Here is a 13,202-nt window from a genome sequence, read left to right on the forward strand (position 1 = left end):
CTGATGATGATCTTTCTCATTTTCTTTTGCTTTACATGTTTGGCAATTGGTTTAGCGTTTTTAATGTCTTATGAACTAAGGAGTAGAAGCAAAGATTTTGTTTTGTCATTACTGCCCCAAGGGCGTAAACAGCTTAATCAGGTTAAACAATTTGCTCAAACCATGAATCAGGCAGCTGCTCCTGAAAAATTACAATCTCATTGGCATTTACAGCAATGGTGGATTGTAATTGCAGGCTTTTTTTTGTTTGCCAGTATATTAGTTTTTGCTTTTACTCGTCCGATTAGTTCAACCCGAATTGAAGCTGAATATCTGAAAAAAACAGATCCTCAAATTTATGCACTTTTAAATGGTGAAATATTATCACCACCACCAGAAGTAGATGAAAGCTTAATTGAAGCCGCAATTGTTGAGGCCACGCAGTTAGAGCAGCAATATTCGTCTCAAAATAGTGGCGCTATTAATTCTTCACCGATTGATAACACCAGTTTCGATGGTCGAGCTATTTTGGATACAAATTTAGTTGATCGTAAATGGGACAAAATGAACCCACGATATAAACAGCGTTTACTCATGGTCTTTAAAATCATGAAAGAACAGTACGGTTATGAGTTGGTTCTATTGGAAGGCTATCGTAGCCCAGCACGTCAGAATATGTTGGCGGGCAATCCTAACACGACTAGAGCGAGAGGTTATCAAAGCTATCACCAATTTGGTTTAGCTGCTGATGTAGCATTTAAACGAAATGGAAAAGTGGTTATTTCTGAGCGAGATCCGTGGGCAATGCAAGGCTATCGGTTATATGGGCAAGTCGCTGAATCGGTTGGTTTAACTTGGGGTGGACGTTGGAAATCTATCCAAGATTATGGGCATACCGAGTTCCGTATGCCGGGCTTAAGAAAAACTCAAGAAATGGCAGAAAAACTGATTGCTGAAAGTTCGAATGATATAAGTTAAATATTGATTGAGGATTGAAAACGTTCTTCTAAAACAGTCGTCATTTTATCTACAAGCTGGGAAATTATCCCAGCTTTTTCCCATGTGTAAATTGAAACGGCCATAGGAGGCACAGCTCCTAATGAATCATATCGACGTATTCTACGTCCGTTGGTCGTAGCTACAGGCAATAAAGATAATCCTAATCCTGTTTCAACACTGACTAACACGCTTTCTAGACTACTACCCGTAAAGGCAATATACCAACGTCGCCGTTCGCGCTCTAAGGTTGCGAACATTTCGTCCCGATAAAGTCCGCCTTGAGGAAAGGTCACTAAACTTATGGGATCAGACCATGCAGTTGTTGAATTCTCACTTTCAAACCATGCCATTTCTTCTGGGAATGTAGCGTGGTGATCAGCACTGGCCGCAGGTTCTTTGACAATAATAATATCGAACTCACCATTCCGATAACGTTCTGTTAAGTTGCGACTCAAGCCAGAGGTTACGTCTAAACGAATGGAACGATGCTCTTTGGCAAATATACCAAAAACTTCGGCCATTGCTTGACTCATCATATCTTCTGGTAAACCAATACGAATGGGAATACTTCCTGCTGGATCTTTAAGTAGCGCTTCAGCTTCTTGTTGAAGTGTCAAAATCCTTTGCGCATAACCAATTAGATATTCTCCAGATGCCGTCAATTTGAAAGGTCTTGCTGTCCGATCTATAAGGGCATGACCGACAGATTCTTCAAGTCGTGCTAACTGCTGACTAACTGTTGATTGAGTCAGGTGTAATCGTTCGGCAGCTGCGGTAAAACCGCCAGTTTCAAAAATAGTGACGAAAGCACGTAAAAGGCGAGGATCAAACATATTAGGTACCGCCACACTAAAAAGCCAACAAGATAAGTATTTATAATCTTAATACTATCGATTAAATAATTTAATTTCCAAATACTTTTGGTGGTCTTTATTCTATTTATAAAATGTTTAGCCAAAAATTTCTATTGGAGGCCACCATGCGTAAGTCACTAATATGGATGAATCTGATTGTCGCATTAGGGGCTTCGGGTTTTACAAATATGACGAATGCAATGGGTGAGTATCCTTTACATCAGGCAGTGATAAATAATGACACACAATCTATCAAACAGATTTTATCTCAAAAAGCTTTAATTGATGAGCGAGATGAAACAGGTTCAACTGCTTTGATGGTCGCTACAAGAGCAAATAATATACATGCTGCTCATATGCTGATAGAGGCTGGTGCGGATGTAAATGCAAAAGACAATATTCAAGACAGTCCATATTTATATGCTGGTGCACAGGGATATTTAAAAATTCTAAGAATGACACTCATGCATGGTGCCGATTTAAAAAGTATTAACCGTTACGGTGGAACGGCGCTAATTCCAGCAGCGGAACGAGGCCATGTTGAAACAGTCCGTACATTAATTGCGGCCGGTGTAGATGTTAATCATGTGAATAATTTGGGGTGGACAGCATTACTTGAGGCCATCATTTTGGGAGATGGAGAACCCAAATATCAACACATTGTAGAGCTTTTATTAAAGGCAAGTGCTGATCCGAACTTGGCTGATAAAGACGGCATAACTCCCTTACACCATGCGCGGTCACGAGGATACCGTGAAATTGAAAAAAGACTTCTTGCAGCTGGTGCAAAATAGAAAGTGAGAGTATGTGATGGAAAAAGGTGAACAGTTTTTACGTAAGGCGATTGAGCTTGCTTATAACAATATCGAAAAAGGTGGCAGGCCATTTGGTGCTGTGGTTGTAAAGGATGGAGAAATTATTGCTTCAGGCGTAAATCAGATTCTGGTAACGAATGATCCAACCGCACATGCTGAATTACTGGCGATTCGTGCAGCCAGTCAAGTTTTAGGATCTGCCAACCTAGAAGGCTGTTCTGTGTATGCAAGTGGACATCCATGCCCAATGTGTATGGCTGCAATGCGTTTAACTGGTATAAAGTCGGTGAGCTATGCTTATTCTAATGAAGATGGAACACCATTTGGTTTGTCTACAGCTGAAATATATATTGAGCTTGCCAAGCCCTTTGCTGAGCAATCAATGAAAATTCAATATATACCGATCAGAGTTGAAAACCGCACTGATCTTTATGTGCATTGGAAGAATTATCAAGCCAATCATTCAGGCTCAAAATAATGAAGCAGTCTGGAGCTTTTTTGACTCAGCCGATGCTCATTGTAACTGTGGCTTTAGTTGGCCTTAATTTAAGACCATTTATAACAAGTATTGGACCATTGATTGCCAATATTCGAACAGCTACTGGTTTAAGCTTACAAGGGATAGCACTACTTACTTTGCTACCGATGATGCTTATGGGGATTGTTGCATTTGTTGGCCCAATATTGCAGAACCTGATCGGTGAACGAAGCGCTATTCTTGGTGCATTGCTGGCCATTTGTGGAGGATGTGCTATCCGATTTTTATTGCCTACATCCGAAGGATTAATTCTTAGTGCAATAGTAATTGGATTCGGAGTTGCGATGATACAAGCGGCTTTTCCCGGCATGATTAAACGAGAATTTAGCCAATTCATTGGGCCGATGATGGGGCTTTATTCGGCTATGCTCATGGGAGGAGGTGCACTAGGTGCATGGTTAGCTCCCATAATTTCAAATATAACGGGTGTCTGGTCGATTGGCCTAGCTTTTTTTACCATTCCAGCTTTATTTGCATTTATATTGGCGCTTGTCTTTTTACCTATAAAAGTTAGTTCATCCATTCATCATGCGCCTGTACGCAAGTTGTTAAATCAACCTCGAACATGGTTATTAATGATGTGCTTTGGACTTGTAAATGGTGGCTACTCGTCAGTGGTAGCGTGGTTGGCACCTTCTTTTCAAGATCAGGGTTGGAGTGCAGCACAAAGTGGAAAATTACTCGCTTTGCTGGCCTTGAGCCAAGCAGCTTCAGCGCTCATTTTGCCTGTTTTAGCTAGGAAATATAAAGATCGACGTCCATGGTTATGGTTTACGTTAGCAATGCAGCTAGTCGGTTTCTCTGGAATGGCTTTTATGCCTGATTTTGCCTCTATACTTTGGGCAATTTGTTTGGGCGTAGGTTTGGGAGGGTGTTTTGCGTTAACGCTTATCGTTGCATTAGACCATTTTGATGATCCGATTCATGCAGGGGTTTTATCTGCATTGATGCAGGGTGGTGGTTTTTTACTGGCAGCAATCCCGCCGTGGATTATTGCGATTTTGCATGATCTTACGGGGGCTTATAAAGCAGGATGGCTTTTTCATTTAGCCAGTGTGATATTAGTCGTTGTTTTAGTGATTAGATTAGCTCCTAAAAGTTATTTTAAGATGAGTCTGTAAAATGTTGAGTTAGTCGAGATTCTTTTTATAAAGAATTACCGATTCTAAATCACAAGCAAATGAGGAAATAGTGATACGATAGTACTGAAAATTTCAGCTTCTAAATGAATACAACAATATTTGATTTCTATGACTTCTTCTTTGAAACAGCTCACTTTATTTAATCAAGGCTTAGGAAAAACCAGTCGATTTGCAAAAGGCGTGGATGGAACTTTACAGGCTATTGAGCATTTAGGATATGTGCAGATTGATACCATATCGGTTGTAGAGCGAGCTCATCACCATATATTGTGGAGCCGAGTACCTGATTATGAGTTAAGTCATCTCAATAGTTTGGTTGGTGAGCGGCAGATTTTTGAATATTGGTATCATGCAGCGTCTTATCTTCCTATGAAAGATTATCGTTATGCATTGCCTGCCATGATGTCTGTCAGGAACGGAGAAAGCCGTTATTTCAATAGAGGTGATCAACACCTTATGAATGAAATTTTGGCGCGTGTTCGTGCTGAAGGAAAAATTCGTCTACGTGATATTGATAAAAATAATAAAAAGAGTTTGGGAAACTGGTGGAATACCGGACCAGGCCGTCGTGCTTTTGAGCAGTTATATATGCAGGGTGACCTGATGATCTGTGAGCGCAACGGAATGGAAAAGGTCTTTGATTTGACCGAGCGCTGCTTGCCTGAAAATATTGATTTAAGTATGCCTACGCTTTATGAATATGCGCAGTATTTATTTAATAATACGCTTCGAGCACATGGTGCATTTACATGGAAACAATTAGTTCATCTAAAGAAAAATGATTTAAAAGAAACTATGCGTGTCGTTCTGAAAGAACATATTGATGCAGGTGTTGTATCAGCAATTAAGCTTGAGAAAGGTCAAATGCTATATGTGGAGGTCGCTGCATTAGAACAAAAGTTTAATACTGAGTTCGGTTTAAAAATACTTTCACCTTTTGATAATTCTCTTATTCATCGTGACCGTCTAGCTTCCTTATTTGAATTTGATTACCGCATTGAATGCTATGTACCAGCGGCTAAACGAATATATGGTTATTTTTGTTTGCCGATCCTATATCAAGACGAGTTAGTAGGCCGAGTAGATTGTAAAGCGCATCGTTCTATCAAAGAATTAGAAGTGATTAGCCTACATCTGGAAAAAACAGTAAAAAATAAGGAGCTCTTCTTCTTCGAACTGGAACAAGAGCTCAAGCGTTTTGCTGCGTTTAATCAATGCTCAACTATTAATGACAAAGTGATTAAGCGTATTCGTACTAAAATTTAGACACCAAAAGCACTCCCGCTTTTGATGTTTTCACTTTTTTAGTTCAAAGGCATACGATATTCAATAATTCCTGGTTTTTGTGCAATCCAGTCATAAAGCTTTTGCGCTGTTACATTGGTTTCTTGAGTATGCCAATATAAACGGTCACAGTTGTGTTTGATTGCTTGCTTCTGCACATATTCAATGAGTTGCTTACCAATGTGTTGTCCACGAACTTCAGGTGAAACATAAAGGTCTTCTAGATAACAGTAATTATTTTTTGCCCATGTTGAACGATGAATAACATAATGCACAATTCCTAAAACCTGCTCACCTTGTTTAGCAACGGCACAGTACACAGGTTCATTTTCATCGAAGAAACGTTCCCATGTTACTTTTGTGACATGAAGGGGTAAATTCACTTGATAAAAATTTTGGTAAGCAAGCCAATATTTTTCCCATTGTGAATAATCTTGCTGCTGAACAGGAACGATTTGAAGACCTTGATTTTGCATAATAATTACACTCTGTTTTAAAGTAATAAAAAATCGACAACTAGAGTGTAGTTTTGATAGTGGTATTTTTATAAGATACACTTTTGATATTTTTCACAGTACCAGTTTTAATATGGCAGCTCCGATTTCTGCATCTTTTCCACATTTAATTTTGCCAAAAGGCCAGATTAAAGATGGACTATATACGGCTTTGCGTGATGCCATTTTAGATGGAAGACTGACTGCCGGAATAAAATTACCCTCAAGTCGTGCTTTGGCAGAGATGATGTCAATTTCAAGAAATTCTGTATTGGCGGCTCTTGAACGATTACTGGATGAGGGATATTTATTTACCAAACCAAGTTCGGGTACCTATGTTGCTGAGGTTGTGCCAGATCAGTTAATACATGTTCAAAAAAATTCAAAAGAAACGTCTAAAAATACTCATCGTTCCTTAAATATTAATCCAAATCTTGAAACTTTATTGGATTCATGGCGCAAGCAGTCATGGTTAAGTAAAAAGAAAAAGATGTTTCATGTAGGGGTAGGTTGTATTGATTTATTTCCTCATCAACTTTGGGGCAAGTTATTAACACAAGCTTGGCGGCAGTCGTATTATCAGCTTGGTCAATTTTACGACCCACGTGGCTATCTACCTTTGCGTCAGGCAATTTCTGAATATGTTCGCTCCACTCGAGGCCTGAACTGCAACGAAGAGCAGATTATTATCGTAAACGGAACGCAGCAAGCTATTCATTTAACGGCCTATGCCTTACTTCAAGCAAATGATGAAGTCTGTTTGGATGAGCCGGGATATGATGCAGCTTTTAAGATTTTTCGAAGTTTTGGTGCGCAGATAAATTTGATCGAGAGTGATGAGGAGGGAATGCAAATTTCTGACATTACTGATCATTACTTCAAAAGCAAACTGGTCTATACAGCACCTTCACATCAGTTTCCTTTAGGGGGAACTTTAAGTTTAGCTCGCCGTTTTGCTTTATTAGATTGGGCAAACAAACAAGAAAAATGGATTTTTGAAGACGATTATAATAGTGAGTTTCGCTATGGCACTCACCCAATTCAAGCACTACAAGGTTTAGATCAGCAGCAAAGAGTCATTTATTCTGGCACTTTTACCAAGATGATGTTTCCAGAGTTTCGTTTAGGGTTCATGGTTGTACCTGAAGCATTAATTGAAACCTTTAGTGCAGCTAAATACTATACTGATGTACGAAGTTCATATTTAGAGCAGGTCGCTTTAGCTTTATTCATTCAACAAGGCCACTATGCTCGACATGTACGTAAAGTTCGAAAAGCATGCGATGAGCGTCAACAAGTATTGATTAACGCTATTAATGAATACCTTTCAGATGTACTCGATGTTCAGCCAACAGATTCAGGCATTCATCTTATATGTTGGTTAAAAGCATCATGGACTGAGCAGGAGTTTATTTCTCATTGCTCGGCATTGGATTTGGAGATTCAGCCTCTATCAAGATATTGTCAACTTGAGTCGAAAAAAGCAGCAGTTCTGTTGGGCTATGCTGCACATCAACCTGAGGAAATGGTGGAAAATATTAAGAGACTAGCCATCAGTATCAAAAAGTAAAATAGCTAAACTTTTCAAAATTATATATGAATTTTAGAGTGATTTTATTTTTAATGAGAAGGGCAAAATATTTATTCGATTTTAATATTTTGATGAAATTTTAAAAAATTTAAATTTAAAAGATTTATTAATCTTATTTTAAGCTAACTTTATTATTCTAATAATATCAAAGCTTAGTACAGTACACCTTTTGGCCACATTCTCCAGATGTGGCCTTTTTTTATTAGGAATAAATATAGCTTAGAATGAATTAATTTTTTAAGGAGAATAGGATTTAATCTTCTTCCATGGCATTACTATAAAACTTAACACCTAGTTTAATTCGGTCTCGACCATTACTCATACGCCAGCGATTGGTGTCACGTAAAGAATATACACAGCCACAATATTCCTGTTGGTAGAATTCCTCTCGCTTACTGATTTCAATCATTCGACTAGAGCCACCATTTTTTCGCCAGTTATAATCCCAATATTGAATATCCGGATAATTGGATGCTGCCCGAATTCCGCAATCATTAATTTGAGCCATATTTTTCCAACGAGAAATTCCTAACGAACTACTGATGAGACTAAAGCCGTGTTCATGTGCGTAAAGGGCAGTTCGCTCGAAACGCATATCGAAACACATGGTACAACGAATACCGCGTTCTGGTTCATCTTCCATACCTTTAGCTCGAGCAAACCAGTTATCCGTATCATAATCTGCATCGATAAATGGAATATTATGCTTTTCTGCAAAACGAATATTTTCTTCCTTACGGATGAGATATTCTTTTACCGGATGAATATTGGGATTATAAAAAAATATTGAAAATTTAATTCCAGAATCAATTAATGCTTCCATAACTTCTCCTGAACAAGGAGCACAGCAAGAATGAAGTAATAACTGATCATGTCCAGATGGGAGTTCTAATTTTAAACGTTGAGTTGACATAATAAAAAATTAAATTGCAATTCTAATAATTATATATTTTTATTTTGTATAATGTGAACTGAATTATTTTCAATTAAACATGAAATTAATTTAATATCTTGAAATTTATTTATTACTTTATTTGTGGTTTAGTTGAATATAATGAAATAATTAGATTATTAAATATTAAAATTATTTATATAGGCACTTTTGGATTTATTAATCGAAATATTATATAGTAATATAAAATATAGATAAATTTAATATTTTTTAAAATAATAATATTAAAAAACAGCTAGGTAAGTAATTGATGTTTCTAGATATAATTTTAAATTTTTTATGTTTTTATTGTGATGCGTGTCACAAATAAACCTTATTTTTTCAATTAAAATATTTCTTTAGATTTGTAGCTTTAATAAATCTATACTATAAAATTCGATGTGTTTTTAAATTTAAGTGTGTGATTATTTGAGATATGAAAGATTGGCAATGTAAGTATTGTAATGGTTACATTATGGTTAATCATTCAAAGATCAGCGTAGGAGAAAAAGTTTACTTTTTGGTATATAAATTTGATGCAAAGAATGAACGGAAAAAATTATATAAAAAGGGAATTGTAGTTGCTCGCTACGATAATATACTTCACATTGAGTCACGTAAAAAAACTTATAAAATCGAACAAGCTAAGGTCTATCCATTAGGAGCACCAATGCCTTTCGTTTACAACATGTTTTGGGTTTGCGGGTGTCCATGTACTCTACAAAATTAATTTCTTAAATTTAAATGTCAGCAGCTCATTTTATAAATTTAATTGAATTAATAATCGTATCAAATTTATTTTTTCAGCTTTTATAGAAAAGTTAAGAGCGATAAGCTCATAAAAGTGGTTTTTAGCAGTTAAGGTGTTTGGATTTTTATTTGACAAAGTAAAGATGCTCTTTTATAAACCTCGAGTAAAGTTGAGGTTAAGCATGATAAGTGAAAATAAAAAAGCTGACTCTAGTCGAGTTTTGACTGTGGGGGAAGTTGCAAAAAGGAGTGGAGTACCTGTCTCGACCCTACATTTTTATGAGGCGAAGGGGCTGATAAAAAGTATAAGAACCAATGGTAATCAGCGTCGCTTTCCATTAATCGTTTTAAGATATATTGCGATTATTAAAGTTGCTCAAAGAGTAGGAATTCCTTTAAATGAAATTAAAGAGGCTCTTAGCGCATATCCTATGGGGAACAAATTAACAGCTAAACAGTGGAAAGAGTTATCAAGCCATTGGCGAAAAGATCTGGATGACCGTATTCAAAAATTAACGAGGTTACGGGATGAAATGGACTGGTGTATTGGTTGTGGTTGCTTATCACTAGAGCAATGCCCTTTAAGAAATCCAGAAGATGTTTTGGGGCAAGAGGGATCTGGACCACGAATTTTGGAAAGGCCATGATCGCAATATTTTGATAATTATTTTTAGAAAGGAAAATCTTAAATTCCAATCAATTAAAGAAATGGTGAATAGAACTTCCAAGTGAGTTTTTTATTGTAAACAAGACACATGAAACATGAATTTTTTTGATATCTTTAGTTTTTTTATTAAGAAGCAAAAATTTATGAAAAAAATTATCTTTCTTGGTTTAGCGCTTGTTTCGTTAACGGCTTGTTCATCTGTACAACATAAAGATCCAACTCCACCAAAAATTGGTTCACCAAACCCAGCTAGTCAATATTGTGTTGAACAAGGCGGGAAATTAGAAATTAGAAATGAAGCAAATGGTCAGGTTGGGTATTGTCACTTACCAAATGGCCAAGTCGTGGAAGAATGGAAATTATTCCGTGATAACCAAGCGAACTGTGTAGCAGGAGAAGCTCAAAAATTAGTGGGTCAATCTGGCCTTACTGATGATCAAATTAAACAAAAAACTAAATCAGAAATTGTGCGCAAAGTGGCTCCAGGTCAACCAATGACTATGGATTATCGTACAAACCGAGTTACAGTTACTATTGATCCTGCTTCTAAGAAAATTACTCAAGCAACCTGTGGTTAATATGTTAATTAAAGTTTGGTAAATCAAATTTTAAAGAAAAGAGTCTGCAGAAATGTGGGCTTTTTCTATTTTAATTTTCGGCATAGTGAATGACAGGATACTCTTTTTGTTGTGGCAGCTTCTGTAAAGCCTGATTAATTTTGATGAGAAAAATATCCACTTTGTCTTGGCTTGGATTGTTGGTGTTGTATGAAGCTCTTTCTTGATAGTTAATTCCGCATCCAATAATTTTCATATTTGCAGGGTTAAAGCTCCAGTCATTTTTATTTTTGATCGAGATATCTAAATCACTATCACATTCTTTCCAGAGTTTTAAAAATTGATTGGAATATACAGCTGGAGCTTCTTGTGCTCGGTAGGCTGTAAATCCTTGCATTTCAGGATTAGCAAACTGAAGGAGATGATTGGTGGGCATTCCTCCCCAAAGTATAGCGGTATCTTTTGGTAGCTTTATTCCTGTTATATGTTCTTCTTTAAGTGGTGCAGTTTGCTCATCTTTTTGTTTGGACTTTTGAGATTTGTAAACCAGTTTTGTTCCAACAGGAACCGTTACACCTTTGACTTGAGTTATTTGTTTTGTATAGAAATAAGGCGAATCATCACGGTTACAGCCTGTCGGGTTATAACAACCAATACAACCACTTAATAATAAAATAGGGCAACTTAAAATACTTAATTTGAAAACTCGATCCATTTTTCTTGTCTTTAATTATCTCTAGAAATTTAATATATCAGTATTTAAATCAATAATAAAAAAAGCCCCTAGCGGACTAGAGGCAGAAAAACATCAGATGCAAGAACAGGTGAATTATGCATCTGAGTTAAGTAGGTTGTATCAAACCATGTAAAGCACTTTACCAGCAAAAATGAATAAAAATAGGGAGGTGCGACTAATGGCTAATATTTGTAGTTTTTTATTTGTACAACTTCCTGTACTTATTTTAAGGAAGGGGGCGCTAATACATTTATATTTGTTAATAAAAACTAGAAAAGTTATGGCTGTGAACAAAGTTATTTATAGTGATTGTTCAACCGTTGTCTTTTTGTGCTACTGCCGAAGAGTTATTCGTGATTTGTACTTGGCTTAATGATAATTTTAGAGCTATCCGAAAGGACACAATAATGACGAACATACGAATAATAATGAATCGAAGGTAGGACCACGTGTTTATTAGTGTATTTGATCTTTTTAAAATTGGCATCGGTCCATCTAGCTCCCATACAGTTGGACCCATGCGAGCGGCATACAGTTTTGTGGATGATTTATTGAAGCAAAACGATTTACAAGCAACAGCTAGAGTTCAGGTGAAGTTATACGGTTCGCTGTCGGCAACGGGTGTCGGTCATGCGACAGACAAGGCTGTTCTATTAGGTTTAATGGGTTTTGACCCTGAACATATTGATACTCAAGTAAGTACAAGCTTGATTGAAGATGTTCTTGAAAATAAAGCCATCCAGCTTAATCAGCAAAAAACTATTTCTTTTGACTATAAGCATGATGTGCTTTTTTTAGATGAATCTTTGCCTTATCACCCCAATGCAATGGAACTGATTGCGTATAAAGAGGCTCAAGAAATTTTATATGCAGAAACTTACTATTCGGTTGGTGGTGGCTTTATTGTTAGCCAAAGACAATTAACACACACCCACACTGAAACCAACGACGTTAAAGTTCCATATCCATTTCACAGTGCGGCTGAACTTTTAAGCTTATGTAGAACTCATCATTTATCAGTGAGCGAGTTAATGCTTGAAAATGAAAAAAGCTGGCGGAGTGAAGCTGAGATTCGTAGCAAGATTATGGAAATCTGGAAAGTGATGCAGCAATGTATTCACAACGGATTAATTAATGAAGGCATATTACCGGGCGGATTAAACGTAAAACGTCGGGCTAAAAAAATTCACGATAAGTTATTAAATAAGAAAAACTCAAACCTGATTGTGACGACCTTTCATGCGATGGAATGGGTCAATTTATTTGCCTTAGCGGTAAATGAAGAAAATGCTGCTGGCGGTCGAGTAGTGACGGCACCTACAAATGGGGCAGCAGGGATTATTCCGGCAGTTTTATATTACTACGTGACTTTCTCTAAAGACTTTTCCGAAGATAAAGTGGTTCGTTTCTTTTTAAGTGCGGCAGCCGTTGGCATTTTATGTAAACTCAATGCTTCTATTTCTGGTGCAGAAGTAGGGTGTCAGGGTGAAGTCGGTTCGGCATGTGCAATGGCTTCGGCGGGTTTAGCCGAGATTTTAGGAGCATCGCCTGAACAGGTGGAACATGCGGCTGAAATTGGGCTTGAACATAATTTAGGTTTAACGTGTGACCCGATTGGTGGTTTGGTTCAGGTGCCTTGCATTGAACGAAATGCAATTGCAGCTGTAAAAGCCATTAATGCAGCCCAAATGGCACTTCATGATGACGATGAACACTTTGTCACACTAGATAACGTCATTCAGACTATGAGGGAAACAGGTAAAGATATGTCTGAGAAATATAAAGAGACTTCAAAAGGTGGTCTCGCTGTTAACGCCATTGAGTGTTAAAAAAATGAGATGGGGACGAGGTGACCCCATCTCATT

At 37.1% G+C, this 13,202-nt stretch carries 14 protein-coding genes; 10 read left to right on the forward strand and 4 right to left on the reverse strand.

Features of this window, described 5'->3' with window-relative positions:
* Positions 1 to 3 precede the first annotated feature (3 nt).
* Positions 4 to 957, forward strand: coding sequence for a M15 family metallopeptidase (locus JGE69_RS03060; protein WP_057086159.1), 954 nt, complete (start codon positions 4 to 6; stop codon positions 955 to 957).
* On the opposite strand, the gene JGE69_RS03065 is transcribed toward JGE69_RS03060, so the two are convergent.
* Positions 954 to 1,811: a LysR family transcriptional regulator gene (locus tag JGE69_RS03065; protein WP_199112236.1), complete on the reverse strand. Its 858-nt coding sequence runs from the start codon at positions 1,809 to 1,811 to the stop codon at positions 954 to 956. The two genes, JGE69_RS03060 and JGE69_RS03065, sit on opposite strands and share 4 nt — an antisense overlap.
* Positions 1,812 to 1,957: 146 nt before the next feature.
* Between JGE69_RS03065 and JGE69_RS03070 the strand changes: the two genes are divergently transcribed.
* The 4 genes from JGE69_RS03070 (at position 1,958) to JGE69_RS03085 (ending at position 5,593) form a co-directional block, all read left to right on the forward strand.
* Positions 1,958 to 2,626 carry an ankyrin repeat domain-containing protein gene (locus JGE69_RS03070; protein WP_199112237.1) on the forward strand — a complete coding sequence of 223 codons (669 nt, stop codon included), beginning with the start codon at positions 1,958 to 1,960 and terminating at the stop codon, positions 2,624 to 2,626.
* Between the two features lie 16 nt (positions 2,627 to 2,642).
* The gene (locus JGE69_RS03075) at positions 2,643 to 3,125 is read left to right on the forward strand and encodes a nucleoside deaminase (RefSeq protein WP_161281987.1); all 483 of its coding nucleotides are present in this window, start codon (positions 2,643 to 2,645) and stop codon (positions 3,123 to 3,125) included.
* The gene (locus tag JGE69_RS03080; RefSeq protein ID WP_199112238.1) at positions 3,125 to 4,306 is read left to right on the forward strand and encodes a cyanate transporter; all 1,182 of its coding nucleotides are present in this window, start codon (positions 3,125 to 3,127) and stop codon (positions 4,304 to 4,306) included. The genes JGE69_RS03075 and JGE69_RS03080 overlap by 1 nt, the downstream gene beginning before the upstream one ends.
* A 129-nt stretch (positions 4,307 to 4,435) precedes the next feature.
* Complete coding sequence (locus JGE69_RS03085) at positions 4,436 to 5,593, forward strand: winged helix-turn-helix domain-containing protein (protein WP_199112239.1); 1,158 nt, start codon at positions 4,436 to 4,438, stop codon at positions 5,591 to 5,593.
* Between the two features lie 38 nt (positions 5,594 to 5,631).
* Here JGE69_RS03085 and JGE69_RS03090 read toward each other — a convergent pair whose 3' ends face one another.
* Complete coding sequence (locus tag JGE69_RS03090) at positions 5,632 to 6,087, reverse strand: GNAT family N-acetyltransferase (protein WP_199112241.1); 456 nt, start codon at positions 6,085 to 6,087, stop codon at positions 5,632 to 5,634.
* A gap of 112 nt (positions 6,088 to 6,199) precedes the next feature.
* Between JGE69_RS03090 and JGE69_RS03095 the strand changes: the two genes are divergently transcribed.
* Complete coding sequence (locus JGE69_RS03095; protein ID WP_199112242.1) at positions 6,200 to 7,675, forward strand: PLP-dependent aminotransferase family protein; 1,476 nt, start codon at positions 6,200 to 6,202, stop codon at positions 7,673 to 7,675.
* A 274-nt stretch (positions 7,676 to 7,949) separates the two neighbouring features.
* On the opposite strand, the gene JGE69_RS03100 is transcribed toward JGE69_RS03095, so the two are convergent.
* Positions 7,950 to 8,609, reverse strand: coding sequence for an epoxyqueuosine reductase QueH (locus tag JGE69_RS03100; RefSeq protein WP_005070032.1), 660 nt, complete (start codon positions 8,607 to 8,609; stop codon positions 7,950 to 7,952).
* 454 nt (positions 8,610 to 9,063) lie between these two features.
* Between JGE69_RS03100 and JGE69_RS03105 the strand changes: the two genes are divergently transcribed.
* The 3 genes from JGE69_RS03105 to JGE69_RS03115 all read left to right on the forward strand — a co-directional run bounded on the left by JGE69_RS03105 (position 9,064) and on the right by JGE69_RS03115 (position 10,622).
* Positions 9,064 to 9,357: a hypothetical protein gene (locus tag JGE69_RS03105; RefSeq protein WP_005070027.1), complete on the forward strand. Its 294-nt coding sequence runs from the start codon at positions 9,064 to 9,066 to the stop codon at positions 9,355 to 9,357.
* Positions 9,358 to 9,559: 202 nt separating this feature from the next.
* Positions 9,560 to 10,024 (forward strand): redox-sensitive transcriptional activator SoxR, encoded by a 465-nt coding sequence (soxR, locus tag JGE69_RS03110; RefSeq protein ID WP_199112243.1) that lies wholly within the window; start codon positions 9,560 to 9,562, stop codon positions 10,022 to 10,024.
* Positions 10,025 to 10,187: 163 nt separating this feature from the next.
* Positions 10,188 to 10,622, forward strand: a complete 435-nt coding sequence (locus JGE69_RS03115) for an I78 family peptidase inhibitor (RefSeq protein WP_199112244.1) — start codon at positions 10,188 to 10,190, stop codon at positions 10,620 to 10,622.
* Positions 10,623 to 10,692: 70 nt separating this feature from the next.
* Here the strand turns inward: JGE69_RS03115 and JGE69_RS03120 are convergent, their stop codons facing one another.
* Positions 10,693 to 11,316 carry a hypothetical protein gene (locus JGE69_RS03120; protein WP_199112245.1) on the reverse strand — a complete coding sequence of 208 codons (624 nt, stop codon included), beginning with the start codon at positions 11,314 to 11,316 and terminating at the stop codon, positions 10,693 to 10,695.
* Between the two features lie 470 nt (positions 11,317 to 11,786).
* Here JGE69_RS03120 and JGE69_RS03125 point away from each other — a divergent pair, with 470 nt between their 5' ends.
* Positions 11,787 to 13,166 (forward strand): L-serine ammonia-lyase, encoded by a 1,380-nt coding sequence (locus JGE69_RS03125; RefSeq protein ID WP_199112246.1) that lies wholly within the window; start codon positions 11,787 to 11,789, stop codon positions 13,164 to 13,166.
* Positions 13,167 to 13,202: the final 36 nt, after the last annotated feature.

Origin of the sequence: Acinetobacter sp. C13 (assembly GCF_016809775.1) — a bacterium.
In the GTDB taxonomy this organism is placed as follows: domain Bacteria; phylum Pseudomonadota; class Gammaproteobacteria; order Pseudomonadales; family Moraxellaceae; genus Acinetobacter; species Acinetobacter pittii.

Coding starts and splice junctions, on each gene's coding strand:
- JGE69_RS03065 (WP_199112236.1), bottom strand. CDS start 1,811: ATGTTTGATCCTCGCCTTTTACGTGCTTTCGTCACTATTTTTGAAACT.
- JGE69_RS03085 (WP_199112239.1), top strand. CDS start 4,436: ATGACTTCTTCTTTGAAACAGCTCACTTTATTTAATCAAGGCTTAGGA.
- JGE69_RS03100 (WP_005070032.1), bottom strand. CDS start 8,609: ATGTCAACTCAACGTTTAAAATTAGAACTCCCATCTGGACATGATCAG.
- JGE69_RS03120 (WP_199112245.1), bottom strand. CDS start 11,316: ATGGATCGAGTTTTCAAATTAAGTATTTTAAGTTGCCCTATTTTATTA.
- JGE69_RS03115 (WP_199112244.1), top strand. CDS start 10,188: ATGAAAAAAATTATCTTTCTTGGTTTAGCGCTTGTTTCGTTAACGGCT.
- JGE69_RS03075 (WP_161281987.1), top strand. CDS start 2,643: ATGGAAAAAGGTGAACAGTTTTTACGTAAGGCGATTGAGCTTGCTTAT.
- JGE69_RS03060 (WP_057086159.1), top strand. CDS start 4: ATGATGATCTTTCTCATTTTCTTTTGCTTTACATGTTTGGCAATTGGT.
- JGE69_RS03095 (WP_199112242.1), top strand. CDS start 6,200: ATGGCAGCTCCGATTTCTGCATCTTTTCCACATTTAATTTTGCCAAAA.
- JGE69_RS03090 (WP_199112241.1), bottom strand. CDS start 6,087: ATGCAAAATCAAGGTCTTCAAATCGTTCCTGTTCAGCAGCAAGATTAT.
- JGE69_RS03080 (WP_199112238.1), top strand. CDS start 3,125: ATGAAGCAGTCTGGAGCTTTTTTGACTCAGCCGATGCTCATTGTAACT.
- soxR (WP_199112243.1), top strand. CDS start 9,560: ATGATAAGTGAAAATAAAAAAGCTGACTCTAGTCGAGTTTTGACTGTG.
- JGE69_RS03105 (WP_005070027.1), top strand. CDS start 9,064: ATGAAAGATTGGCAATGTAAGTATTGTAATGGTTACATTATGGTTAAT.
- JGE69_RS03070 (WP_199112237.1), top strand. CDS start 1,958: ATGCGTAAGTCACTAATATGGATGAATCTGATTGTCGCATTAGGGGCT.